This window comes from Achromobacter sp. Root565, assembly GCF_001427425.1.
Classification (GTDB): domain Bacteria; phylum Pseudomonadota; class Gammaproteobacteria; order Burkholderiales; family Burkholderiaceae_B; genus Achromobacter; species Achromobacter spanius_D.
This window is the reverse complement of the sequence record NZ_LMGO01000005.1, coordinates 245,173-269,065: the sequence shown is the minus strand read 5'-3', so window position 1 is coordinate 269,065 and position 23,893 is coordinate 245,173. Positions and strand designations below refer to the sequence as shown.

The window sequence follows — 23,893 nt, the reverse complement described above, 5'->3', positions numbered from 1 at the left end:
CTTATGGAGACCATGTATCTTACCCACCCGGCATGCCGCTTGCATGAAATGGGAAGCTGGCATCCGGAAAGCCCACAGAGGCTGGATGCCATCTCCGATCAGTTGCTCGCAAGCGGTTTGATGCCCTATCTGGATGACCGGCAGGCGCCGCAGGCGTCGCGCCATGACCTCTTGCGCGTGCACACTGTCCAGTATCTGGACAGTTTGCAGAAACATACGCCGGACCAAGGGTATTACCCTATCGATCCCGACACCCTCATGAATCCGCACACCTACGAGGCCGCGTTGCATGCGGCGGGCGCGGGTGTGGCAGCTGTCGATGCCGTGCTGGGCGGCGAGGCGCGCACGGCCTTCTGCTCCGTGCGTCCCCCGGGGCATCACGCCTGCCGTTCGCAGGCGATGGGATTCTGCTTCTTCAATAACGTCGCCATCGCGGCGCGGCACGCCCTGGACTTCCATGGCCTGACGCGCGTGGCGATCGTCGATTTCGACGTCCATCACGGCAACGGCACGGAAGACGTCTTCGCCGGCGACGATCGGGTGCTGATGTGCAGCTTCTTTCAGCATCCGTTCTTCCCCAACAGCGGCGCGGATCACCCGGCCGCGAACATGTTGAATGTGCCCGTGCCCGCCTACACGGCAGGCGCCGCGGTCCGGACCATCGTCACGGACACGTGGCTGCCGCGGCTGGAGGCGCACCGCCCGGAACTGATCCTCGTGTCGGCGGGCTTTGACGCCCACCGCGAGGACGACATGGGGCAGATGGGACTGGTCGAATCGGACTATGCCTGGATCACCGAACAGCTCGTTGGTGTGGCTGACCGCCACTGTGAGGGCCGGATCGTGAGCACGCTGGAAGGCGGTTACAACTCGTCGGCCTTGGGCCGCAGCGTGGTCGCGCACATACGGGCGCTGGCGAAGCTGTAGAATCAGGAAAAAATTGTGCAATGCGATCCCGGCGCAAAGCCGGGTCATTATTTTCCAATTGGAGGCAGCGGGATGAAGGTGTTGGTACCTGTCAAGCGCGTCGTTGACTACAACGTCAAGGTGCGCGTCAAGTCTGATCAGACCGGCGTGGATATCGCCAATGTGAAGATGTCCATGAACCCCTTTGACGAAATCGCCGTCGAGGAAGCCACCCGCCTGAAGGAAAAGGGCGCGGTCGCTGAAGTCGTGGCGGTTTCTTGCGGCGTTGCGCAATGCCAGGAGACACTGCGCACCGCCATGGCCATCGGCGCCGATCGCGGCGTGCTGGTCCAGACCGATGCCGAGCTGCAACCGCTGGCCGTCGCCAAGCTGCTCAAGGCGCTGGTCGACAAGGAACAGCCCCAGCTCGTGATCCTGGGCAAGCAGGCCATCGACGACGACGCCAATCAAACCGGCCAGATGCTCGCCGCGCTGCTTGACTGGCCGCAAGCCACGTTCGCCAGCAAGGTCGAACTGGCCGACGGCAAGGTCACCGTGACGCGCGAAGTCGACGGCGGCCTGGAAACCCTGTCGCTCAAGCTGCCCGCCATCGTGACCACCGACCTGCGCCTGAACGAGCCGCGCTACGTCACGCTGCCGAACATCATGAAGGCCAAGAAAAAGCAGTTGGACACCGTCACGCCGCAAGATCTGGGCGTTGATCCCGCGCCCCGCCTGAAGACGCTGAAGGTCAGCGAGCCGCCCGCCCGCAAGGCCGGCATCAAGGTTGCCGATGTCGCGGCGCTGGTGGACAAACTCAAGAACGAAGCGAAGGTGGTCTGATCATGACGACGCTGGTTATTGCCGAACACGATAACGCCCAACTCAAGGGCGCAACCCTGAACGCCATCGCCGCCGCCGCCAAGATCGGAGGCGACGTGCACGTGCTGGTCGCTGGCGCCAACGCGCGCGCCGTGGCCGACCAGGCCGCTCAGGCCGCCGGCGTGGCAAAGGTGCTGCTGGCCGATGCGCCGCATCTGGCGGACGGCCTGGCCGAAAACGTCGCGGCGCAGGTGCTGGCCGTGGCCTCGAACTACAGCCACATCCTGTTCCCGGCCACCGCCTCGGGCAAGAACGTGGCCCCGCGCGTCGCGGCCAAGCTGGACGTGGCCCAGATCTCCGACATCATCGGTGTCGAATCCGCCGATACGTTCCAGCGCCCGATCTACGCCGGCAACGCCATTGCCACCGTGCAATCGGCCGACGCCGTCAAGGTCATCACCGTGCGCACGACCGGCTTTGACGCCGTCGCCGCCCAAGGCGGTTCCGCCTCGGTCGAAGACGCTGCCGCCGTGGCCGATTCGGGCCTGTCCACGTTCGTGGGCCGCGAAGTCGCCAAGAGCGATCGTCCCGAACTGGCCGGCGCGCGTGTCGTGGTGTCGGGCGGCCGCGGTCTGGGCAGCGCCGAGAACTTCAAGATCCTGGATCCGCTGGCCGACAAGCTGGGCGCAGCGCTGGGCGCTTCGCGCGCCGCCGTCGACGCCGGCTACGCGCCGAACGACTGGCAGGTTGGCCAGACCGGCAAGATCGTCGCGCCGCAGTTGTACGTGGCTGTCGGTATCTCGGGCGCCATCCAGCATTTGGCCGGCATGAAGGATTCGAAGGTCATCGTCGCGATCAACAAGGACGCCGAAGCGCCGATTTTCGGTGTCGCCGATTACGGCCTGGTGGGCGACCTGTTCACGGTCGTTCCCGAGCTGACGAACGCGCTGTAAGCCACAGCCGCTTCGATGAAAACCGCGGGCCTTCGGGTCCGCGGTTTTTTTTTGTAGAAGCACCGCTCACATATTTCAAAAATTCGAAAATCTTTGATTTTCGGAAAGACTCTGATAAGGTACTTCGCGCGCTACTCACTGTTTGCGATTGTGCTTGACCTGTACAGAACGAAGGAGATTCGTGATGGAATGGTTCTTTGACACGCTACGTAAGTTCCCAGAGCTGGCGATTTTCTTGACCCTGGGCCTGGGTTATTGGATCGGGGCCAAGAAAATCTTCGGATTCAATCTGGGCGCAGTGACCGGGACATTATTGGTGGGCGTCCTGGTCGGCCAGCTCAATATCTCGATTGCTCCCATTCTGAAGCAGGTGTTCTTCCTGCTTTTTCTTTTTGGTCTTGGCTACGGCGTGGGACCACAATTCTTCCGCGGCATGAAAAGCGATGGCCTGCCCCAGGTCATTTTTGCCGTCATCATCTGCGTGCTCTGCCTGCTGGTCACCTGGGTGACCGCCATCGGATTCGGCTTTGATGCCGGGACCGGCGCGGGGCTGCTGTCGGGCGCGCAGACCATCTCGGCGGTCATGGGCGTGGCGACCGACACGATCAACGGCCTGTCCGTTGACGCGGCGACCAAGAAGCAGTGGATCGACAACATTCCCGTCGCCTACGCGGTCTGCTACATCTTCGGCACGGTCGGCAGCGCCTGGCTGCTTGCTTCCCTCGGTCCCAAGCTGATGCGCGTGGACATCGTGAAGGAATGCAAGGAGTACGAGGCCAAGATGTCCGGCGGTGCCGATTCGATGGAGCTGTCGGGCTACCGCAAGTTCACCGCGCGGGCCTACCGGTTGGACCACACGGAATACGTCGGCAAGACGGTGGGCGAACTGGAAGCGAAGTTCGTGGACGCCCGGGTCTTTGTCGAGCGCATCCGGCGCGGCGACCAGGTCATGGACGCCGACTCCACCACCGCGCTGCAGGCCGGCGACGTGCTGGGCGTGACGGGCCGCCATGACGCGCTGGTGCTGCAGGCGGCGGGCCTGATCGGCACCGAGGTCGAGGACCGCGACGTCATCAATCTGCCGGCGGAGATCGTCGAAGTCGTGCTGACCAACAAGAATGTGGCCGGCAAGACCCTCAAGGAGCTTGCCGAAAACGAGACCGTGCGCCAACTGGGCCGGGGCGTGTTCCTGCGCAAGGTCGTGCGCGGCGGCCACGAGATGCCGGTCAACTGGGGCCTGAAACTGGACCGAGGCGACCGCCTCTTCATCCTCGGCGCGACGCGCGACGTCGAACGGGTGGTCAGCAAGCTGGGCTATGTGGACCGCGCCACGAACCAGACAGACATGGTGTTCGTGGGCTTCGGCATCCTGCTGGGCGGCTTGTTCGGCACGCTGGTGCTGACGGTGGGCGGCATTCCGATCACGCTCTCGACATCCGGCGGCGCGCTGATCTCCGGGCTGATCTTCGGCTACCTGCGGTCCGTGCATCCGACCTTCGGGCGCGTGCCGGAGCCGGTGCACTGGTTCCTGACATCGGTGGGCCTGACCGCATTCGTCGCGGTGGTGGGCATTGTGTCGGGACCGGGCTTCGTGCAGGGCTTCCAGCAGCTGGGCGCAAAGCTCTTCATCGCGGGCGTCATCGCCACCAGCATCCCGATGATCCTGGGCGTGCTCATTGCCCGCTACGTCTTCAAGTTCCACCCCGCCATCTCATTAGGCGTGTGCGCGGGGGCGCGGACCACCACCGCAGCGATCGGTCAGATCACCGAGACGGCCAAGAGCCAGGTCCCGGCGCTTGGCTACACGGTGCCTTACGCCATCGGCAATACCCTGCTCATCATCTGGGGCATTGTCATCGTCATGCTCATGGCTTAGCAGGACTGCCCGCAAGTTCCGGCTTGCGGGTGCTACAGAGAAGCGCGGCAATCATAACGGCGCCCGTCTTCATGGCGCCTGTCAAAACGCACACCAGGAGTACACAAATGGCTTCCACTGCGCCCGTCACCGTCAGCCTGGCCTCGGCCCTGAAGACCACTCGTTCCCACCAACGCGACCTGGAGCAACTGTCCCCGTTCGAACTGAAGGACTACCTGATCACGCTGGCCAAGGACAACCAACAGTCGGCCGCCGCCACCATGTTGAACGCGGGGCGCGGCAACCCCAACTGGATCGCCACCGAACCGCGGGACGCGTTTTTCCTGATGGGCCGGTTCGCCATGAAGGAGGCGCGCCGGGTGCGCGACGATGGCATTCTGGCGGGCATGCCTGCCAAGAAAGGGTGCGCCGACCGGCTGCGCAAGTTTCTTTCCAAACACAAGGGCGAAGATGGCTACGATTTTCTGGTCGGGGTGCTGGAGTACGGCGTCAAGGTCAAGGGGTTCGATCCGGATGAGTGGATCCATGAACTGACCGACAGCATTATCGGCGACCACTATCCCGTGCCGCCCCGCGCGCTGGTGCACACCGAGCAGATCATCCACGACTACCTGGTCAAGGAAATGTGCGACGGCAGCCCGCCGAAGGGCAAATTCGACCTCTTCCCGGTGGAAGGCGGCACAGCCGCCATGTGCTACATCTTCGATTCGCTGATGGTCAACGGCCTCTTGAAGCAGGGCGATACCATCGCGTTGTTCCTGCCGACGTTCACGCCCTACATCGAGATCGCGCACCTGGAGCGCTTCCAGTTCAAGATCGTTGGCATCAACGCCAGCAGCCTGCGCGCCGACGGCACGCACGATTGGCACTATCCGGCCTCGGAAATCGCCAAGCTGGAGGATCCCAAGATCAAGCTGGCGGTTACGGTGAACCCCAGCAATCCGCCGTCGGTGGCGTTCAGCCCCGCCGAGATGAAGCAGATCGTGCGCATCATCCGCAAGAATCCCGATTTGGTGCTGGTGACCGATGACGTGTACGGCACCTTCGTGCCGAACTTCCGGTCGCTGATGGCCGAGGTGCCGCAGAACACCATCTGCGTGTACTCGTTCTCGAAGAATTTCGGCTGCACGGGCTGGCGTCTGGGCGTCATCGCCACGCACGAGAACAACACGATGGACCGGCGCATTGCCGAGCTGCCCGCGTCCTGGAAAAAACGCCTGGACAAGCGTTACGGCGCCATGACGATGGAGCCCGAAAAGCTCAAGTTCATCGACCGCCTGGTTGCCGACAGCCGCGAGGTGGCGCTGAACCACACGGCAGGGTTGTCGTTGCCGCAGCAGGTGCAGATGGGTTTTTTTGCGCTTTCGCACTTGCTGGACCTGAAGGACGCCTACAAGCACCTGACGATGCAGATCGTGCGCAGCCGGCGCGACGCGTTGTGGCGCGGGCTGGGCATCCCGATGCCGCCGGAAGATCCGATGCGCGGCTGGTACTACGTCGAACTGGACTTCATGGTCTGGGCCAAGATCATGTACGGCGACGCGTTCTGCAAATACATGATCGACAACTACGAGCCGGTGGACTTCCTGTTCCGCCTGGCGGAGAAATCGGGCGTGGTGCTGATGGATGGCGGCGGTTTCGGCGGCCCGGCGTGGTCGATCCGCATCTCGCTGGCGAACCTGGACGATGCGGACTACGCCAAGATCGGCAAGTACATGGTTGAATCCGCGACCGAGTACGTCGAAGCGTGGAAGGCGTCCGAGCTGGTGCGTTCCGGCCCGACGGCGGGCAAGGGCCAGACGGTCAAGGCATCGGCCGCCAAAAAGCGCGCGGCAGCCGGCAAGACCGCCGCCAAGAAGGCCGTGAAGAAGGCCGTAAAGAAAGCGGACACGGCAGCCAAGTCGGCCAAGAAGGCGACCGCGAAGTAGGAAGTTGTGCGGCGGGCAACCGTGCAGCAGGCAACTGCAGCGCGGCCAACCGCAGCGCAGGCCATTGCACAGTAGGCAACAACAGGGCGGCGTGAACTCATGACGTGTTCGGTCGGGTTTTTCAATAGCGTTCCCATCGCGGTGCTGTTCGTCACGGTGGGTCTGGGATACCTGATCGGCAAGCTGAAGGTCGGGCCGATTCAGCTTGGCGGCGTGTGCGGCACGCTTATCGTCGCCCTGCTGATCGGCCAGACGGGCTGCCAGATGCGCGGCGACCTGAAGGAGGTCGCGTTTGCCCTGTTCATCTTTGCGATGGGCTACTCCGGTGGCCCGCAGTTCTTCGCGAATCTCAACCGGTCCAGCCTGCGCTATGTGGTCCTGCCGCTGATCGAGGCGGTGCTGGTGCTGACGATCGTGCTGGCAGCCGTGCCGCTGTTCGGGCTGGATGCCGGCACCGCTGCAGGCCTGGCCGCGGGCGCAGCCACCGAATCGGCCGTGGTGGGCACCGCCGCCGAGGCGCTCAAGCACCTGGGGCTGCCGGACGCGGAAGTGCAGCGCATGGAGGCCAACATCGCCACGGCCTACACGCTGACCTATCTGGTGGGCCTCATCAGCATCGTGTTCTTCACCAGCCAGGTGGCGCCCGCGCTGCTGCGTATCAACCTGCGCGAGGCGTCCAAGGCGTTGGAGGCCAAGCTGGGCGCGACGCCCGGCGACAACGACGAGGCCAGCCTGCCGACGCTGCCGCGCCTGGTGGGACGCGCCCACGTGGTCAAGGACGTCGATGGCAAGCGGGTGGGCGACGTCGAGGCCCTGCTGGGCGGGCGCACCGTCATCAGCCGCGTCCTGCGCAACGGCGAGGCGGTCGACGCCACCCCCGAGTATGTGCTTGCGACCGGCGACATCGTCGTGGTGCTGGGACTGCGGCGCTTTGCGTTGCGGGCCGGGTCGGTGATCGGCCCGGAAATCCAGTTGCCCGAGGCGCACGCGGATGATCTGCAATTGAGCGAGCTGCAGGTCATCGTCAGCAAGAAGACCGTGAACGGCCACACGGTGGGCGAGCTGGCCCTGCGGCCCAACGCCCAGCGCGCGCGAGGCGTGTTCCTGCAATCCATCTCGCGCTCGGGCCATGTGCTGCCCCTGACGCCCGCGACGGTGGTGCAGTTTGGCGATCTGGTCACGCTGGTGGGCGCGCAGCCCGAGCTTTCCGAGGCGGGCGCGGCGCTGGGATCCGAACTGCGCCGCAGCGGCGTGACGGACCTGGTCTTTCTGGCGTTCGGCATTCTGGCCGGGCTGATGATCGGCAGCCTGGGGGCAAGGCTGTGGGGGATTCCGGTCTCGCTGGGCAGCGGGGGCGGGGCGCTGGTCAGCGGTCTGGTCTGCGGCTGGATCAATGCCAAGCGGCCGTCGATCGGGCACATGCCGGCCCACGCGGTGCAACTGCTCAAGGACCTGGGTCTGGCGATCTTCGTGGCGTGCGTGGGCTTGTCGGCCGGGCCGGATGCGCTGTCGCTGATCCGCGAGCACGGCGCGGTGCTGCCGCTGATCGGCCTGCTGGTGTCGCTGGGACCGGCGTGCCTGTCGCTGTGGGTGGGGCACAAGCTGCTGAAGATCGAGGGGCCGCTTCTGGTGGGCGCCATTGCCGGGCAGCACGTCAGTACACCGGCCATCAGCGCCATCCTGACGGCCAGCGGCAGCTCCGTGCCGCTTCTGGGCTACACGGTGACCTACGCCATCGCCAATGTGCTGCTGCCGGTGCTGGGACCGATCATCGTGTCCCTGGCGTATCACCTGAGTTGAGGCGCTCCGCGTCAGCCGATGAGACGGCTTCGAATATTGCATAAGGTTATATGACTTGCGTATTTCCTAGCCTAAAGGTTTGATGGAAGAATCGTTTCACAAGCGGTGACGTCACACCCGGCACCCACCGCCGCGAAACGCTATTGCCCGCTGCAGTCCATGCCGGACGGTCAGCCGGCCCCTTCAACTGAATCCCGTACAGGAGACACCATGAGTCAACTACGCCTGGGCGACATCGCCCCTGATTTCGAGCAGGAATCCTCGGCTGGCAAGATCCGCTTCCACGAGTATCTGGGCAACAGCTGGGGGGTGCTGTTCTCGCATCCGGCCGATTTCACGCCGGTTTGCACGACCGAGCTGGGCTACACGGCCAAGCTGGCCGACGAGTTTGCCAAGCGCAATGTGAAGGTCCTGGCCCTGTCGGTCGATGGTGCCGATTCGCACGCCAAGTGGATCGAAGACATCAACGACACGCAATCGACGACGGTCAACTTCCCGATCATCGCCGACAAGGACCGCAAGGTTTCCGAGCTGTACGACATGATCCACCCGAATGCCAGCGCCACGGCGACCGTGCGCTCGGTGTTTGTCATCGATCCGAATAAGAAGGTTCGTCTGACCATCACGTATCCCGCCAGCACGGGCCGCAATTTCAATGAAATCCTGCGCGTCATCGATTCGCTGCAACTGACCGACAGCCACAGCGTGGCCACGCCGGTCAACTGGGAAGACGGCGACGACGTCATCATCGTTCCGTCCCTGCAGGACGAAGCGGTGATCAAGGAAAAATTCCCGAAGGGCTACAAGGCCGTGCGTCCGTACCTGCGCATTACGCCGCAACCGAATAAGTAAATTCGAAAAATGGGGGGGTGCCCCCCCGGCTTGGACGCGGTCCCGCGCCGCCCGAACCGTCGCGATCTTCATAGAGGATCGCGACGGTTTTTCGTTGTTGGGATGCTTGTCCTATATGCCTCTTGGCGATGAGCAACCAAATAATGATTCGTTCCGTTCAGATCGGCCTACACGCAAACTTGCCTCCACATTGCAGATCACAGGGAGCAAGGGATGTCTTTCAGGAAAGCCGGTTGGTTGGCCGCCTTGGCCGCAGTGACGGTTTCATTCGCCGCGATTGCGCCGGCGCAGGCGCAGCAGAAGCAGACGCTGCTGAACGTTTCTTACGATCCGACGCGCGAACTCTACCGCGCGATCGATGACGCCTTCATCAAGCAGTACAAGGAGAAGGCGAACGTCGATCTGACGATCCGCCAGTCGCACGGCGGTTCCGGCCGCCAGGCGCGCTCGGTGATCGACGGGCTGGAAGCCGACGTCGTGACGCTGGCGCTGGCCTACGACATCGACGCCATCGCCGACCGCGGCCTCTTGCCTGAGAACTGGCAAGCCCGCCTGCCGCAGAACAGCTCGCCGTATACGTCCACCATCGTGTTCCTGGTGCGCAAGGGCAACCCCAAGCAGATCAAGGACTGGGACGATCTGCTCAAGGACGGCGTGCAGGTCATCACGCCCAATCCCAAGACCTCGGGCGGCGCCCGCTGGAACTACCTGGCGGCCTGGGCCTACGCGCTGGAAAAGAACGGCGGCAGCGAAGACAAGGCGCGCGCTTTCGTCGGCGACCTGCTCAAGCACGTGCCGGTGCTGGATACCGGCGCGCGCGGCGCCACCACGACGTTCGTGGAGCGCGGCGTGGGCGACGTGCTGCTTGCCTGGGAAAACGAGGCCTTCCTGGCGCAGGAGGAACTGGGGCCGGACAAGTTCGACATCGTGGTGCCGTCGCTGTCCATCCTGGCCGAGCCGCCGGTGGCCATCGTCGACAAGGTCGTGGACAAGAAGGGCACCCGCGTCGCCGCGCAGGCCTATCTGGAATTCCTGTACACCCCGGCCGCGCAGGAGATCATCGCCAAGAACTACTACCGTCCGCTGGACAAGACGGTCGCCGCCAAATACGAGGCCAAGTTCCCCAAGGTCAAGCTCGTCACCATCGACGACAAGATCTTCGGCGGCTGGCGCAAGGCGCAGAAGGATCACTTCAGCGACGGCGGCACCTTCGACCAGATCTACCAGCCGCAGAAGAAGTAACTGCATAACGTTCGGACGACGGCCATGACTTCAGCCTCGAACCCGGCGGCAAACGGCGCGCAAGCGCCTTTTTCCGTTCGGCGCAACAGCCCGGGCGTGCTGCCCGGATTCGGTATTTCCATGGGCTACGCGGTGCTGTATCTCAGCGTGCTCGTGCTGATCCCGCTGGCCGCCTTGCCCATCAAGAGCGCGGGGCTGGGATGGCAGGGCTTTTGGGACGCGGTGACCGCGCCCCGCGTGATGGCCTCGTACCAGCTGACCTTTGGCGCCTCGCTCATCGCGGCGCTGGTGAACCTGGTGTTCGGCACGGTCGTCGCGTGGGTGCTGGTGCGCTATCGCTTTCCGGGAAAGAAGATCCTGGATGCGCTGGTCGACCTGCCATTCGCGCTGCCGACGGCGGTGGCGGGCATCGCGCTGACTGCGCTGTATTCGCAGAAGGGCTGGCTGGGCGGTCCGCTGTCCGAATGGTTCGGCCTGAAGGTGGCGTTCACGCCGCTGGGCATCGTCATTGCGCTCATCTTCATCGGCGTGCCGTTCGTCGTGCGCACGGTGCAGCCGGTGCTGGAAGACGTGGAGCGCGAGATCGAGGAAGCGGCCGCCAGCCTGGGCGCGGACCGCTGGCAGACCTTCCGGCGCGTGCTGCTGCCGACGATCATGCCGGCCCTGATGACGGGCTTTGCGCTGGCGTTCGCGCGCGCGGTGGGCGAATACGGCTCCGTGGTGTTCATCGCCGGCAACATGCCGATGGTGTCCGAGATCACGCCGCTGCTGATCATTTCCAAGCTGGAGCAGTTCGACTACGCCGGCGCGGCCGCCATCGCGACCGTGATGCTGGTGCTGTCGTTCGTGCTGCTCCTCATCATCAACCTGTTGCAGGGCTGGCAGGCGCGCCGCGGCCTGGGGAGGCAGTCATGAGCGCACCGGATCGTCCCGCTCACCTGACCGAGCCGCGCTGGGTGCGCGGCATTCTGCTGTTCATCGCGCTGGGATTTCTTGCGCTGTTTCTGCTGGTGCCGCTGGCGGCCGTGTTCGCCGAGGCCTTCAGGAAGGGATGGGCGCTGTACCTGGACGCCATCGTCGAGCCCGACGCCCTGGCGGCGATCCGGCTGACGCTGCTGGTCGCGGCCATCGCCTTGCCGGTGAACCTGGTGTTCGGCGTGGCCGCCGCGTGGGCCATTACCAAGTTCCAGTTCCGGGGCAAACAGTTCCTCATCACGCTCATCGACCTGCCGTTCTCAGTGTCGCCGGTGGTCGCGGGCCTGGTGTTCGTGCTGCTGTTCGGCTCGCAGGGCTGGTTTGGCGAATGGCTGCAGGCGCACGACATCAAGATCGTCTACGCGGTGCCCGGCATCATCCTGGCGACGTTGTTCGTGACGTTTCCCTTTGTGGCGCGCGAGCTGATCCCGCTGATGCAGGCGCAGGGCAGCGAGGAAGAGCAGGCCGCGCTGACGCTGGGCGCGAGCGGCTGGCAGATCTTCTGGCGCGTGACGCTGCCGAACATCAAGTGGGGTTTGTTGTACGGCGCGATCCTGTGCAATGCACGGGCCATGGGCGAGTTCGGCGCGGTGTCGGTCGTGTCGGGCCAGATCCGCGGGCTGACCAACACGATGACGCTGCACGTCGAGATTCTCTACAACGAATATCAGTATTCCGCGGCGTTTGCCGTCGCCTCGCTGCTCGCGCTGCTGGCGCTGGTGACGCTGGTGGCAAAGAACGTGGTCGAGTGGCGCAACGCGCGCCTTCAGCAGGGCGCGGACCAGCCGGTGGAGTACCCCGGCGCCGCGGTGGCCATCAAGCCGGCGGTCGCCTGACGCGACCGCCCGGGCAAGGAGACAGGCATGAGTATCGAAGTACGCAATCTATCCAAGCGGTTCGGTCAGTTCCGCGCGCTGAACGACGTGTCGCTGCACATCGAGACCGGCGAACTGGTGGCGCTGCTGGGACCGTCGGGCTGCGGCAAGACGACGCTGCTGCGCATCATCGCCGGGCTGGAATCTGCCGATTCGGGCAGCGTGCTGTTCGCCGGCGAGGACGCCACGGCTGTTGACGTGCGCCAGCGCCAGGTCGGATTCGTGTTCCAGCACTACGCGCTGTTCAAGCACATGACGGTGTTCGAGAACGTGGCGTTCGGGCTGCGCGTGAAGCATCGCTCGCAGCGCCCGTCCGAGGACCAGATCAAGCGCAAGGTGCACGATCTGCTGGGCCTGGTGCAGCTGGACTGGCTGGCCGACCGCTATCCGGCGCAGTTGTCCGGCGGGCAGCGCCAGCGCATCGCCCTGGCGCGCGCGCTGGCGGTCGAGCCGCGCGTGCTGCTGCTGGACGAGCCCTTTGGCGCCCTGGACGCCAAGGTCCGCAAGGAACTGCGCCGCTGGCTGCGGCGGCTGCACGATGAACTGCACGTGGCCAGCGTGTTCGTCACGCACGACCAGGAAGAGGCGCTGGAGGTCTCGGACCGCGTGGTGCTGATGAACGCCGGCCGCATTGAACAGGTGGGCACGCCCCGCGAGGTCTGGGAAGGGCCGGCCACGCCATTCGTCTACGGCTTCCTGGGCGACGTGAACCAGCTTCAGGGCACCGCCACGCGCGGCGTGTTCCAAGGCGCCGGCCTGTCGCTGCCCGCGCCGGAACTGGCGCAGGCCGACGCGCAGCGCGCCACGGCCTATGTACGGCCGCACGAATTCGAGGTCGAGCGTTATCGCGCCGGTGCCGAAGGCATCCCGGTGCGCCTGTCGCACGCCTATCTGGCCGGTCCCAGCGCGTATCTGGAACTGGCGCGCCAGGATACGGACGCGATCATCGAGGCCGAGGTGCCCGAGTCGCTGTACCAGGAGCTCAACCTGCGGGACGGCGAGATCCTGCTCGCGCGTCCCCGCCGGGCGCGCATCTTCGCGGTGCAACCATGACGACGACCGATACCTCCGTTGAACTGGCCCCGGCGCTGGCTGCGCGCTGGCGCGATCTGACGGCGCGTCTGGCGGACATCCAGCGCCGTTATCCGGATGCCGCGCTGGCGTCGTCGCTGGCGGCCGAAGACTTGGTGCTGACCCATGCCATCTACGACTCGGGCCTGGACCTGGAAGTCTTCACGCTGGACACGGGCCGGCTGCACGCCGAGACGTTGGGCGTGCTGGACGCCGTGCGTCAGCGCTACGGCCGTGAAGTCACCGTGTACCGGCCCGTTCAGGCGGCGGTCGACGAACACGTCGCGGCGCATGGCGCGTATGCCTTTTACGAAAGCGTCGACCTGCGCAAGGCCTGTTGCCAGATTCGCAAGGTCGAGCCGCTCAAGCGTGCGCTGTCCGGCCGCGGCGCCTGGATCACCGGGCAGCGGCGCGCGCAGTCCACGACGCGCGGCGAGCTGCAGCTGGAAGAGGACGATGCGACCTTCGGCCTCTACAAGTTCAACCCGCTGGCCGAGTGGAGCGAGGACGAGATCTGGTCCGCCATCCGCGCGCTCGGCATTCCCTACAACCCGCTGCACGACCAGGGCTACCCGTCCATCGGTTGCGAACCCTGTACGCGCGCGATCCGCCCCGGCGAAGACCTGAGGGCAGGGCGCTGGTGGTGGGAGTCGTCCGACTCGAAGGAATGCGGCCTGCACGCGGGCAACCGGGTCATCACCATTTCAAAATTGTTTTAGGGGAATACCTATGTCTGCCGTGATCCAACGCAGCCACCTGGATTGGCTGGAATCGGAAGCGATCTTCATCCTGCGCGAAGTCGCCGCCGAATGTGAAAAGCCTGTCCTGCTCTTTTCGGGCGGCAAGGACTCCGTGGTGCTGCTGCGCCTGGCCGAAAAGGCCTTCCGGCCGGGGCGCTTTCCGTTTCCGCTGATGCACATCGACACCGCCCACAACTTCGACGAGGTGATCGCCTTTCGCGACGCCCGCGCGGCCGAGCTGGGCGAAACCCTGATCGTGCGCAGCGTTGAAGACTCGATCAAGCGCGGCAGCGTTGTGCTGCGCCGCGAGACCGATTCGCGCAACGCGGCGCAGGCGGTGACGCTGCTGGAAGCCATCGAGGAGTTCGGGTTTGACGCCTGCATCGGCGGCGCGCGCCGCGATGAGGAAAAGGCTCGGGCCAAGGAACGCATCTTTTCGTTCCGCGACGAGTTCGGCCAGTGGGATCCCAAGGCCCAGCGCCCCGAACTCTGGAACCTGTTCAACACCCGCGTGCATCGCGGCGAGAACATGCGCGTCTTCCCGATCTCGAATTGGACCGAGCTGGACGTCTGGCAGTACATCCAGCGCGAACAGCTGGCGCTGCCCCCGATCTATTTTGCGCATGAGCGCGAGGTGGTGCGCCGCAAGGGCCTCTTGGTGCCGGTCACCCGCCTGACGCCGCCGGCCGACGGCGAACAGGTCGAACGCCTGTCCGTCCGGTTCCGCACCGTGGGCGATATCTCGTGCACGTGCCCGGTTGCCTCCGACGCCACCGACACCATGGCCATCATCGCCGAGACCGCCGTGACGGACATCACGGAGCGCGGCGCCACGCGCATGGACGACCAGACTTCCGAGGCCTCGATGGAGCGCCGCAAGAAGGAAGGCTATTTCTGAATGAGATGACGCGTCGGCGCATGCCGGCGTCTGGGGAACTACATGAACGCACTGAACGATTCCTTTCTTTCCGGCGCCGACACCGGCGTGCTGCGCCTGATCACGGCCGGCTCCGTCGACGATGGCAAATCCACGCTGATCGGCCGCCTGCTGTATGACAGCAAGGGCGTCTTCGCCGACCAGCTGGACGCGATTTCACGCGCCAAGCACAAGCGCGTGGCGGGCGACGGCATCGACTTTTCGCTCTTGACCGACGGCCTGGAAGCCGAGCGGGAGCAGGGCATCACCATCGACGTCGCCTACCGCTACTTCTCGACGCCTTCGCGCAAGTTCATCATTGCCGACGCGCCGGGCCACGAGCAGTACACGCGCAACATGGTGACCGGCGCGTCCACCGCGGACGTCGCCGTCATCCTGATCGACGCGACTCGCGCCGCCGACGGCAAGCTGCTGCCGCAGACCAAGCGGCACAGCACCATCGCGCGCCTCTTGGGCATCCGCCACATCGTGGTCGCGGTGAACAAGATGGACCTGGTGGATTGGGACCGCGCGGTGTTCGAACGCATCCGCGACGCCTATGCGGACCTGGCGGTCAAGCTGGGCATTCCCCACTTCGACGCGTTGCCGTTGTCGGCGCTGAGCGGCGACAACGTCGTCACGCTGTCCGGCAAGACGCCCTGGTACGAAGGGCAGCCGCTGCTTGCGCTGCTGGAATCGCTGGACCTGTCGGGCGACGGCCGCACCTTGCCGCTGCGCTTTCCGGTGCAATGGGTGTCGCGCCATGGCGGCGATCGCGCGGACGATTTTCGCGGCTATGCCGGCCGTGTTGCCAGTGGCGTGCTGCGCCCCGGCGACGAAGTGACGGTGCAGCCGTCGGGCGTGACGGCGGTGGTGCAGGAGGTGCGCGCCTTTGATCGTGCGCTCGATGAAGCTGTGGCCGGCGATTCGATCACGTTGGTGCTGGACCGCGATGTCGACGTGTCGCGCGGCGACGTGATCGTGCACACCGCCGCGCCGGCGCAGGTGTCGCGCGAGTTCGAAGCCGAGCTGTGCTGGCTGGATGCGCAGGCGTTGAATCCCGCGCGCAAATATCTGCTGAAGTCGGGCACGCGGCTTACGTCGGCGAAGGTGCGTGCCGTGTTATCGCATCGGGATATTCATGAACTGCAGGAGGTCGAGAACACCGAAGGCACGCTGCGCATGAACGACATCGGCCGCGTCACGCTGACGACTCGCGAGTCGTTGGCGGTTGATCGTTATGACGATGTGGCGGCGACCGGCGCGTTCATTTTGATCGACGAAACCACGCATCAGACCGCTGCGGCGGGGATGCTGCGGTAAACCGCAACACAGGTGAAAAAACGGGCCCCTGGGGCTCGTTTTTCTATGTTGTTTTTCGTCCAAACCCAATGCTGGTGCGGGTTTCCGGGCCATCTCGCAAGATGAAATCGAATTGTTCAGACGATGTCTTCTTCTTGCGGTAAAGTTGGGCTGTCTTACGAAAAGGCTTTTGGTGCTTGTCAAAACCACTGTGTTTTTGTACAGTAGTTTTTATGGCACGCACCGATCATTCTTTTCCCGCCGGTTCTGGGTCCCCGGCTGCCGCCCCCGCCGCCTTGCGCGGTCGGGGTGCGGTTACTAATGTTCGGCATCGCTTTCAGCGCGATGACCGCGTGCAGGTCGACGACGGCTGGTCAGCTTCCGGCCTGCCTGCCGACTTTGTTGAGTCCGTCCCCGATTCAGCCTTTGACGGTTCAGCCCCCGACGCCTCAGCCTCGCAGACTGCAGGCCCCGCTGGCCGCGCCACCGTCATTCCCATCCTGCCCGACACGCGCTCCGCGCCGCCCGCACCCAAGACCACGGTCACGGCGGAAGAGGCGCGCAAGATCCTGTCGCGCAACGATTCGCCGGATATCCCTTTTGACGTTGCCGCCAACCCGTACCGCGGGTGCGAGCACGGTTGCGTGTACTGCTATGCCCGGCCCACGCATTCCTACCTGGGCTATTCGCCGGGGCTGGATTTCGAAACGCGCCTGGTGGCCAAGGCCAATGCCGTGGAAGCCCTGCGCGCGGAACTTGCCCGTCCCGGCTACAAGCCGTCGCCCATCAATATCGGCTCGGCCACCGACGCCTATCAGCCCATCGAGCGCGACTGGCGCCTCACGCGCGGCATGCTCGAACTCGCGCTCGAAACCCGCCATCCGGTCACCATCGTCACCAAGAACGCGCTGGTCGCCCGCGACCTGGACTTGCTGGCAGCCCTGGCGCAGCAGAACCTCGTGGTGGTCTACATCAGCATCACCACGCTGGACGCCGGCATGGCCCGCACGCTCGAACCCCGCGCCGCTGCGCCGTGGCGCCGCCTGGAAGCGGTGCGCAGCCTGACCGACGCCGGCGTGCCGGTGGGCGTGCTGGTGGCGCCGGTCATCCCGTTCATCAACGACGAGTCCATGGAGCACATCCTCCAAGAGGCCAAGGCGGCTGGCGCCCATTACGCCAGTTACACGGTCCTGCGCCTGCCCTGGGAGGTCAAGACCCTGTTCGAGGACTGGCTCAACGCTCATTACCCGGACCGCGCGCAACGTGTCCTGCACCGCATCGAAGACCTGCGCAACGGCCGCCGCAACGATCCCAACTTCGGGTCGCGCATGCGCGGCACGGGCATCTGGGCCGACCTGCTGCGCCAGCGCTTTACGGTTGCCACGCGCAAGCTGGGGCTTAACCGTACGCGCCTGTCACTCGATTGCAGCCGGTTTGTACCGCCTGCGGGTACCGGCGCGTCGGCGTCCCTGTTCGATGGCGCGGCGCCGGGTGGCGAGGCTACGGGCAATGCGGTCAGCTCCGGCAACGCCGCTACCGATTTTCAATCCCCGGTTGATGCGAAAGCGTCTTCAGGGGTCCCTTTTCCTGGTGGTTTGCCTGCGGTCAGCGGCGCATACGGGCGCGGTGCGCGCCAGTTGCGCGCCATGGCGGCTGGCCAATTGTCTTTGTTCGATTGACCGCAGGCCGCAGTTGCCTCGGGTGCATGCCAGGGCGAATCGCCCCGGCGCTGGAACGTTTATCCAAGGAGTTCCCATGAACACCGCTGATTTTTCCGTCCTGCCGGATGAGCTCGTCGTTTCCCTGAATCCGCTGCGCCGCGGCGCCAGCCGCGCTCGGGCCTTCTGCGCCCGCCTGGCAGGCATGGCCATGCCCTGGAACGGCACGATATCCGGCCAGCCCGCGCGGGCCACACGCATGCCAGCCCGCTGGCCATTCCCGCCGGCGCCCACGCCCGAGGAAGTGTCGGGCGGCGCCCGGGGGGCTGGCGTAGCAGTGGGCGGTGGTGTGCCCGACGCTGGCGCAACCGTAGCCGGCGCACCGGCGGCTGACGTACCTGCAGCCGGCTCCCTCGCGGCGCTCCCCGTTGCGGGCGCATCCGCCGTCTCCCCGGCGGCGTCTGCCGCTGCGGTGGCGCGTGATCACAGCATCGGAGACGCCAAGGCGCAGCCGGTGGCAAACCAGCTCACGATGAAAGCCATGATCACGGACGTGGTGCTGGTGTTGGCCTGGGGCGCGATGATCCCCGGCCTGATGTGGTTGGGCGTGGCCGGCGGCTTCTGATGGCCGCGGCGCGGGGTTCAGCTCGATCCCAGCAGGATCACGCCCGCCAGAATGGACACGCAACCGGCCAGACGCCCCACGCCCACTTTTTCCCGCAGCAGGAACATGCCGGCCAGGGTGCCGAGCATCATGGACATTTCCCGGGCAGGCGCCACCAGGCTTAGCGGCGCGCCGTTGCGCAGCGCATACAGCACCAGGATGTACCCCAGCGGCGACAAAAAACCCACGGCCAGCGCCAAGTGCCAATGTCCTCGCATGGATTCCCACGATTGCGTAGGGCGGCGCAGCATGTGCGGGGTCATCATGGCGGTGCGGGTGACACAGGTAAACCAATCGAACAGCACCGGACTGATCAGCAGCACTTTCACGCCGTACGCGTCCACCACCGTATAGGCCGCGATGAACAGGCCGATCACCACGCCCCAGCGCACGCCGATCCATGCCTGCGCCTGCTTGAAGATGGCCAGCCGTCCTTGGGTGGCGATCAGCAGCACCCCCGCCACGACGCACAACATGCCGACGATGCCGGTGCTGGTGGCGGGTTCGCCCAGCAGCAGGAAGGCGCCCGTCGTGGAAAGCAGGGGGCCAGTGCCCCGGGCGATCGGGTACACCACGGACAGGTCAGCCACCTGATAGCCTCGCTGGAGGCACAGGCTGTAGCCCAGATGCAACAGGCTGGACGTCAGGATCGCGCCGACAACCGGCCAGGTCCAGTTCATGCCGTCGTGCATCAACACCCAGATCACCCACGGCGCATACAGCACCGAGGCGCAGAGCCCGTAGGCAAACACGAACGGTGCGCCCACCATGGCCGCGCGCTTGGCAAGGAGGTTCCACGTGGCGTGGGCCATTGCCGCCAGGACGACCAATATCAGGGACGAGTGCGACATGAGGGAACAGCGTCAGATGACGTGTTTGTTACAGGGAGTTGGAAGGGTACCGCAAACCTTGCTGAAGGCGCACATGTTACCCGAGGCTCTGGGGAATTTTTGGTGTAGAATCATTGGTTTGCCAAATCTCATCCTCTGCTTGCGGCATAGCATCGCGACATAGGTACACAGCCCAGGTTCAAAGTTCAGGCTCGAAGCCCAGCTCAAAGGGAATCCGCGTTACTGATAACTGCGGACAACTGCTGAGAACGTCGCCATGCACACAACATTGATCGGCAAATAGTTTTAGTCCGCAAAGACATGATGATCTAGGAGTTCACATGAACCTCATCGCTATCCTGGAACAGGAAGAAATTGCCCGTCTGACCGGCGGTCAAGCCAAGCCTGAATTTGCTCCTGGTGACACCGTCATCGTGAGCGTCAACGTCGTTGAAGGCACCCGCAAGCGCGTGCAGGCTTTCGAAGGCGTTGTTATCGCCAAGCGCAATCGCGGCCTGAACTCCGCGTTCACCGTGCGCAAGATTTCGTCGGGTGAAGCCGTGGAACGTACGTTCCAGCTGTACTCGCCGCAAATCGCCAGCATCGAAGTGAAGCGCCGCGGCGACGTGCGCCGCGCCAAGCTGTACTACCTGCGCTCGCGCTCGGGCAAGTCGGCTCGCATCAAGGAAAAGCTGGTCAGCAAGCAAGCCTCCGCGGCTTGATCGCTTATCGGTACACGGCCCTGACAGTGTCGGACGTTCACGCCAATCCGCGTTTCCGTCCGGCACGGTTTTCCGGGTTAAAAAGGCACCTGCGAGGGTGCCTTTTTTCTTATTTCCAAGCGTATGTCTGATACCTCGTCCTCCGCGCGGCCCCGACGGCCGCTGGCGCGTCCCGGATTCGATCCGGCGACGCAACCGTGGGTGGTGGCCAACGAATCGCTGCCGCCCGTGCCTACCCGCCTGCTGACGCCGGATTCCCTGCGCGGCACGCTGAGCCAGCCGTCCACTTGGACGCTTGAGCTGTCGCGCGACAACGATCTTCGCTATCCCGGCCGCGAGGGCACACCCGTGCCGGCGGCCGTGCTGATCCCGCTGGTGACGCGCGACGAAGGCGTGAACATCATGCTGACGCAGCGTGCCGCGCATCTGCACGATCACGCGGGCCAGATCAGCTTTCCCGGCGGGCGCATCGAGACCAGCGACGCCAACCCCGAGGCCGCGGCGCTGCGCGAAGCGCAAGAGGAAACGGGCCTGCCGGCCAATTATGTGGAAGTGCTGGGCAGCATGCCGCCGTACCTGACGGCCACCGGCTTTTCGATCATTCCCGTGGTGTCGCTGGTGCGGCCCGGTTTCGAACTGGCGCCCGACGCGTTCGAAGTGGCCGAGGTGTTCGAGGTGCCGTTGTCGTTCCTGATGGATCCGGCCAATCATCGTCTGTACGAAGCCCGGCTCGATGACGGACGGGTGCGTCAGTATTACGGCATGCCGTACGGCAAGCACTTCATCTGGGGCGCCACCGCGGGCATGCTGCGCAATCTCTATCACCTGCTGCGCCACGGGTTCGCGCCGCGCTGATCCGCCTGGGAACAGACGGCCTTGCGGTCCGATCTAGGCGAACGGTCTGGATAACAAACAGCCCCGCATAAGCTAACGGCCCCGATCGGGGCCGTTTTCAATGGGACAGCGTCACGCGTCAGTAGCGCTGCTGGCCCGCCAGGTTTTCCTCGAGGATGCGCTCGTACAGCGCGTACCGCGCCGCATCGATCTTGCCGTCCCGCAGGGCCGCCACCACCCCGCAGCCGGGTTCGTGGCGGTGGGTGCAGTTGTAGAAGCGGCATGCTTCGATGGGCTGCGTGAACTCCGGAAACCCGCGGATGATGTCGTCCCGCGTCAGGTGATGCAGCCCGAAGGCCTGGAATCCGGGCGAGTCGATCAGGTCGCCGCCCGGCGCCGGCAGATGATAGAGCCGAGTGCTGGTCGTGGTGTGCTTGCCCATGTCCAGCGCGGTGGAGTGCTCGCGTGTCGCCGCGGCGGCGTCCGGCACCAGCGCGTTGAGCAGCGTGGACTTGCCCATGCCGCTCTGGCCCAGCAGCAGGTTCGTGCGGCCGGCCAGGCGCGGCGCGAGCAGCGTGTGGACGTTCTCGGGTTCGAGTGCGCTCAGTTCGATGATGTCCACGCCCAGCGCCGCAATGGGCGCAAGCCGCGCGCGAGCGGCCGGCAGCTCGTCGGTGAGGTCGGTCTTGTTCAGGACGATGAGCGGCGCGATGCCGGCGCTCCATGCGCCTGCCAATGCGCGGCCGGTGAGGTCGTCCGAAAACGTGGGCCGGACAGCCACGACGATCAGCAGCTGGTCGACATTGGACGCAAACTGCTTGGACCGCATTTCGTCGGAACGATAGAGCAGGTTGCTGCGCGGCAGAATGGCGTCGATGGCGCCTTCGTCCTTGCCTTGCGGCGTGATCTTGACCCGGTCGCCTACCGCGGCGCCGGTCTTCTTGCCGCGGGGGAAGCACTTGCGCAGGGCGCCATCGGCCAGTTCCACGGTGTAGTGGCGGCCATGCGCGGCGATGATGCGGCCTTCCATCGGCGCGCTCATGCGGTGGCCGCCATCAGGTGGCGGATGCGCACGGCGGCAGGAGGGTGACTGTCGTAAAAGGCGGAATGCACAGGGTCGGGTGTCAGGGTTGCAGCGTTGTCGTCGAACAGCTTGACCAGCGCCGAGACCAGGTGGTCGGGCGAGCTCTGCTCGGCGGCATAGCGATCCGCTTCGAATTCGTCGCGGCGCGAGTACCAGCTGGCCAAGGGTGTCAGCATGAAGGTGAATACAGGAATGACCAGGAAGAACAGCAACAGGGCCATGGCGTCGTTGCGGCCGCCCAATTGCGGCATCACGCCCAGGCTCACATAGAACCACGGCTGCTGGGCAATCCAGCCCAGGATCGCAAAGAACACCAGCGCGGCGGCAAAGCTGAAGATCACGCGCTTGATGATGTGGCGTTTGGCGAAATGCCCCAGCTCGTGCGCCAGCACGGCCTCGATTTCGTCGGCGTTCAGGCGGGCCAGCAGGGTATCGAAGAACACGATGCGGCGGGATTTTCCGAAGCCCGTGAAATAGGCGTTGCCGTGGGCCGAGCGGCGCGAGCCGTCCATCACGAACAGGCCATTCAAGGCAAAGCCGCAGCGCTGCGCCAGACCTTGGATGCGGGCAGTCAGTTCCGAGTCTGACAGCGGTGTGAACTTATTGAAGAGCGGAGCGATGAACATCGGGTAGATGATCCACAGGGCCAGATTGAACACCGACCACAGGGCCCACGCCCATACCCACCAATAGGTGCCGGCGCTGCCCATCAGCCACAGCACTGCCGCTACCAGCGGCAGACCCAGCACCGCCGCGACCATCAGGCCCTTGGCGGCGTCGGCCACAAACAACCCAGGCGTCATGCGGTTAAAGCCAAAGCGCGCTTCCAGCTTGAACTGCCGCCAAAGCGTGAACGGCAGACCCAGCAGGCCCAGCAGCAGCGCAACCACCACCAGCAGCAGCATCTGCCGCACGAAGTCGTTGCTGGTAAGCTGGCTGACCATCAGGTCGATGAACTGCAGGCCGCCCAATAGCGTCAGCGCGACCAGCACCAGGGCGTCATAGGTGCGCTCGAGCATGCCCAGCCGAACCCGTGCCACGGTGTAATCCGCCGCCCGCTGATGGCTGGACAACCCGATGCGATGGGAGAATTCCGCAGGCACCTGGTCGCGATTGCGGGCGACATGGCGGATCTGGCGTGACGCCAGCCACATGCGCACGGCAATATCGGTCAGCAGGAAGGCAACGAACAGCAGTGTGAACATGGACAATGCGTTTTGCTCAAGAGGGATGTGCGAAAATCGCGCGTTTTAAAGGCAAATTATATGGCTGCGAACGAAAACCGCCTGATCTGGCTCGACATGGAAATGACGGGCCTGGACCCCGAGAAAGAACGGATTATCGAAGTCGCCGTCGTGGTGACAGAACCCGACCTGACCGTCGTGGCCGAGGGACCGGTGATTGTGGTGCACCAGTCCGACAGCCTGCTCGACGCAATGGACAACTGGAACAAGTCGACCCACGGCAAGAGCGGACTGATCGATAAGGTCAAGTCGTCCACGGTGACCGAGGCAGAGGCAGAGGATACGCTGTTGGCGTTTCTTGCGCAGCATGTGCCGGCGGGCAAATCGCCCATGTGCGGCAACACCATCAGCCAGGACCGCCGCTTCATGTTTGCGTACATGCCGCGCCTGGAACAGTTCTTCCATTACCGCAACCTGGATGTCAGCACGCTCAAGGAGCTGGCGCGCCGCTGGGCTCCCGCCGTTTACAAGGGATTCGAGAAAAAGAGCCGCCATGAAGCGCTGGCCGACATCTACGAGTCGATTGACGAGCTCAAGTATTACCGCGAGCATTTCCTGAAGGTCTGAGACCGGCGGCGGACCGCCAGGTTCCAACGGAT

The 23,893-nt window shown here is 64.6% G+C and carries 22 protein-coding genes; 19 read left to right on the top strand and 3 right to left on the bottom strand.

The window, feature by feature from the left end; genetic code table 11:
- Positions 1-3 precede the first annotated feature (3 nt).
- The 16 genes from ASD71_RS17925 to ASD71_RS17850 all read left to right on the top strand — a co-directional run bounded on the left by ASD71_RS17925 (position 4) and on the right by ASD71_RS17850 (position 18,541).
- A complete protein-coding gene (locus ASD71_RS17925) occupies positions 4-927 on the top strand; it encodes a histone deacetylase family protein (RefSeq protein ID WP_082578987.1) in 924 nt (307 codons plus the stop codon).
- A gap of 72 nt (positions 928-999) precedes the next feature.
- The gene (locus ASD71_RS17920; RefSeq protein ID WP_056322273.1) at positions 1,000-1,749 is read left to right on the top strand and encodes an electron transfer flavoprotein subunit beta/FixA family protein; all 750 of its coding nucleotides are present in this window, start codon (positions 1,000-1,002) and stop codon (positions 1,747-1,749) included.
- A 2-nt stretch (positions 1,750-1,751) separates the two neighbouring features.
- The gene (locus ASD71_RS17915; RefSeq protein ID WP_056567625.1) at positions 1,752-2,681 is read left to right on the top strand and encodes an electron transfer flavoprotein subunit alpha/FixB family protein; all 930 of its coding nucleotides are present in this window, start codon (positions 1,752-1,754) and stop codon (positions 2,679-2,681) included.
- 184 nt (positions 2,682-2,865) lie between these two features.
- The gene (gene aspT, locus ASD71_RS17910) at positions 2,866-4,557 is read left to right on the top strand and encodes an aspartate-alanine antiporter (protein ID WP_056567622.1); all 1,692 of its coding nucleotides are present in this window, start codon (positions 2,866-2,868) and stop codon (positions 4,555-4,557) included.
- Between the two features lie 107 nt (positions 4,558-4,664).
- A complete protein-coding gene (locus tag ASD71_RS17905) occupies positions 4,665-6,485 on the top strand; it encodes a bifunctional aspartate transaminase/aspartate 4-decarboxylase (RefSeq protein ID WP_056567620.1) in 1,821 nt (606 codons plus the stop codon).
- 99 nt (positions 6,486-6,584) lie between these two features.
- Positions 6,585-8,285, top strand: a complete 1,701-nt coding sequence (gene aspT / locus ASD71_RS17900) for an aspartate-alanine antiporter (RefSeq protein WP_056567616.1) — start codon at positions 6,585-6,587, stop codon at positions 8,283-8,285.
- A 210-nt stretch (positions 8,286-8,495) separates the two neighbouring features.
- Positions 8,496-9,137 carry a peroxiredoxin gene (locus ASD71_RS17895; RefSeq protein ID WP_056567613.1) on the top strand — a complete coding sequence of 214 codons (642 nt, stop codon included), beginning with the start codon at positions 8,496-8,498 and terminating at the stop codon, positions 9,135-9,137.
- A gap of 213 nt (positions 9,138-9,350) precedes the next feature.
- Entirely contained in the window at positions 9,351-10,379 is a 1,029-nt protein-coding gene (locus tag ASD71_RS17890) for a sulfate ABC transporter substrate-binding protein (protein WP_056567611.1), read from the top strand.
- Between the two features lie 24 nt (positions 10,380-10,403).
- On the top strand, positions 10,404-11,294 hold the full coding sequence (gene cysT, locus ASD71_RS17885) for a sulfate ABC transporter permease subunit CysT (RefSeq protein ID WP_056567609.1): 891 nt from the start codon (positions 10,404-10,406) through the stop codon (positions 11,292-11,294).
- Positions 11,291-12,190, top strand: a complete 900-nt coding sequence (cysW, locus tag ASD71_RS17880; RefSeq protein WP_056567606.1) for a sulfate ABC transporter permease subunit CysW — start codon at positions 11,291-11,293, stop codon at positions 12,188-12,190. Before cysT ends, cysW begins: the two co-directional genes overlap by 4 nt.
- 27 nt (positions 12,191-12,217) lie before the next feature.
- On the top strand, positions 12,218-13,282 hold the full coding sequence (locus ASD71_RS17875) for a sulfate/molybdate ABC transporter ATP-binding protein (protein WP_056567602.1): 1,065 nt from the start codon (positions 12,218-12,220) through the stop codon (positions 13,280-13,282).
- Positions 13,279-14,019: a phosphoadenylyl-sulfate reductase gene (locus ASD71_RS17870; RefSeq protein ID WP_056567599.1), complete on the top strand. Its 741-nt coding sequence runs from the start codon at positions 13,279-13,281 to the stop codon at positions 14,017-14,019. The genes ASD71_RS17875 and ASD71_RS17870 overlap by 4 nt, the downstream gene beginning before the upstream one ends.
- Positions 14,020-14,029: 10 nt before the next feature.
- Positions 14,030-14,938 carry a sulfate adenylyltransferase subunit CysD gene (cysD, locus tag ASD71_RS17865; protein ID WP_056567596.1) on the top strand — a complete coding sequence of 303 codons (909 nt, stop codon included), beginning with the start codon at positions 14,030-14,032 and terminating at the stop codon, positions 14,936-14,938.
- 42 nt (positions 14,939-14,980) lie between these two features.
- On the top strand, positions 14,981-16,279 hold the full coding sequence (locus ASD71_RS17860; RefSeq protein ID WP_056567593.1) for a sulfate adenylyltransferase subunit 1: 1,299 nt from the start codon (positions 14,981-14,983) through the stop codon (positions 16,277-16,279).
- 212 nt (positions 16,280-16,491) lie between these two features.
- On the top strand, positions 16,492-17,937 hold the full coding sequence (locus ASD71_RS17855; protein WP_056567590.1) for a PA0069 family radical SAM protein: 1,446 nt from the start codon (positions 16,492-16,494) through the stop codon (positions 17,935-17,937).
- A 76-nt stretch (positions 17,938-18,013) separates the two neighbouring features.
- Positions 18,014-18,541: a hypothetical protein gene (locus ASD71_RS17850; RefSeq protein ID WP_056567587.1), complete on the top strand. Its 528-nt coding sequence runs from the start codon at positions 18,014-18,016 to the stop codon at positions 18,539-18,541.
- 17 nt (positions 18,542-18,558) lie between these two features.
- Here ASD71_RS17850 and ASD71_RS17845 read toward each other — a convergent pair whose 3' ends face one another.
- Positions 18,559-19,431, bottom strand: a complete 873-nt coding sequence (locus ASD71_RS17845) for a DMT family transporter (protein WP_056567584.1) — start codon at positions 19,429-19,431, stop codon at positions 18,559-18,561.
- Between the two features lie 320 nt (positions 19,432-19,751).
- Between ASD71_RS17845 and rplS the strand changes: the two genes are divergently transcribed.
- Positions 19,752-20,132, top strand: a complete 381-nt coding sequence (gene rplS / locus ASD71_RS17840; protein WP_056567581.1) for a 50S ribosomal protein L19 — start codon at positions 19,752-19,754, stop codon at positions 20,130-20,132.
- 123 nt (positions 20,133-20,255) lie between these two features.
- A complete protein-coding gene (locus tag ASD71_RS17835; protein WP_056567579.1) occupies positions 20,256-20,987 on the top strand; it encodes a CoA pyrophosphatase in 732 nt (243 codons plus the stop codon).
- A gap of 118 nt (positions 20,988-21,105) precedes the next feature.
- Here the strand turns inward: ASD71_RS17835 and rsgA are convergent, their stop codons facing one another.
- On the bottom strand, positions 21,106-22,008 hold the full coding sequence (rsgA, locus tag ASD71_RS17830; RefSeq protein ID WP_056567576.1) for a ribosome small subunit-dependent GTPase A: 903 nt from the start codon (positions 22,006-22,008) through the stop codon (positions 21,106-21,108).
- On the bottom strand, positions 22,005-23,255 hold the full coding sequence (locus ASD71_RS17825) for a M48 family metallopeptidase (RefSeq protein ID WP_056569419.1): 1,251 nt from the start codon (positions 23,253-23,255) through the stop codon (positions 22,005-22,007). The genes rsgA and ASD71_RS17825 overlap by 4 nt, the downstream gene beginning before the upstream one ends.
- A 60-nt stretch (positions 23,256-23,315) precedes the next feature.
- On the opposite strand from ASD71_RS17825, the gene orn reads away from it, so the two are divergent.
- Entirely contained in the window at positions 23,316-23,861 is a 546-nt protein-coding gene (gene orn / locus ASD71_RS17820; RefSeq protein ID WP_056567573.1) for an oligoribonuclease, read from the top strand.
- Positions 23,862-23,893: the final 32 nt, after the last annotated feature.

Coding starts and splice junctions, on each gene's coding strand:
- ASD71_RS17870 (WP_056567599.1), top strand. CDS start 13,279: ATGACGACGACCGATACCTCCGTTGAACTGGCCCCGGCGCTGGCTGCG.
- cysW (WP_056567606.1), top strand. CDS start 11,291: ATGAGCGCACCGGATCGTCCCGCTCACCTGACCGAGCCGCGCTGGGTG.
- ASD71_RS17825 (WP_056569419.1), bottom strand. CDS start 23,255: ATGTTCACACTGCTGTTCGTTGCCTTCCTGCTGACCGATATTGCCGTG.
- cysD (WP_056567596.1), top strand. CDS start 14,030: ATGTCTGCCGTGATCCAACGCAGCCACCTGGATTGGCTGGAATCGGAA.
- ASD71_RS17915 (WP_056567625.1), top strand. CDS start 1,752: ATGACGACGCTGGTTATTGCCGAACACGATAACGCCCAACTCAAGGGC.
- orn (WP_056567573.1), top strand. CDS start 23,316: ATGGCTGCGAACGAAAACCGCCTGATCTGGCTCGACATGGAAATGACG.
- ASD71_RS17860 (WP_056567593.1), top strand. CDS start 14,981: ATGAACGCACTGAACGATTCCTTTCTTTCCGGCGCCGACACCGGCGTG.
- ASD71_RS17920 (WP_056322273.1), top strand. CDS start 1,000: ATGAAGGTGTTGGTACCTGTCAAGCGCGTCGTTGACTACAACGTCAAG.
- aspT (WP_056567616.1), top strand. CDS start 6,585: ATGACGTGTTCGGTCGGGTTTTTCAATAGCGTTCCCATCGCGGTGCTG.
- ASD71_RS17855 (WP_056567590.1), top strand. CDS start 16,492: ATGGCACGCACCGATCATTCTTTTCCCGCCGGTTCTGGGTCCCCGGCT.
- ASD71_RS17925 (WP_082578987.1), top strand. CDS start 4: ATGGAGACCATGTATCTTACCCACCCGGCATGCCGCTTGCATGAAATG.
- cysT (WP_056567609.1), top strand. CDS start 10,404: ATGACTTCAGCCTCGAACCCGGCGGCAAACGGCGCGCAAGCGCCTTTT.
- ASD71_RS17905 (WP_056567620.1), top strand. CDS start 4,665: ATGGCTTCCACTGCGCCCGTCACCGTCAGCCTGGCCTCGGCCCTGAAG.
- rsgA (WP_056567576.1), bottom strand. CDS start 22,008: ATGAGCGCGCCGATGGAAGGCCGCATCATCGCCGCGCATGGCCGCCAC.
- ASD71_RS17850 (WP_056567587.1), top strand. CDS start 18,014: ATGAACACCGCTGATTTTTCCGTCCTGCCGGATGAGCTCGTCGTTTCC.
- ASD71_RS17875 (WP_056567602.1), top strand. CDS start 12,218: ATGAGTATCGAAGTACGCAATCTATCCAAGCGGTTCGGTCAGTTCCGC.
- aspT (WP_056567622.1), top strand. CDS start 2,866: ATGGAATGGTTCTTTGACACGCTACGTAAGTTCCCAGAGCTGGCGATT.
- ASD71_RS17835 (WP_056567579.1), top strand. CDS start 20,256: ATGTCTGATACCTCGTCCTCCGCGCGGCCCCGACGGCCGCTGGCGCGT.
- ASD71_RS17895 (WP_056567613.1), top strand. CDS start 8,496: ATGAGTCAACTACGCCTGGGCGACATCGCCCCTGATTTCGAGCAGGAA.
- ASD71_RS17845 (WP_056567584.1), bottom strand. CDS start 19,431: ATGTCGCACTCGTCCCTGATATTGGTCGTCCTGGCGGCAATGGCCCAC.
- rplS (WP_056567581.1), top strand. CDS start 19,752: ATGAACCTCATCGCTATCCTGGAACAGGAAGAAATTGCCCGTCTGACC.
- ASD71_RS17890 (WP_056567611.1), top strand. CDS start 9,351: ATGTCTTTCAGGAAAGCCGGTTGGTTGGCCGCCTTGGCCGCAGTGACG.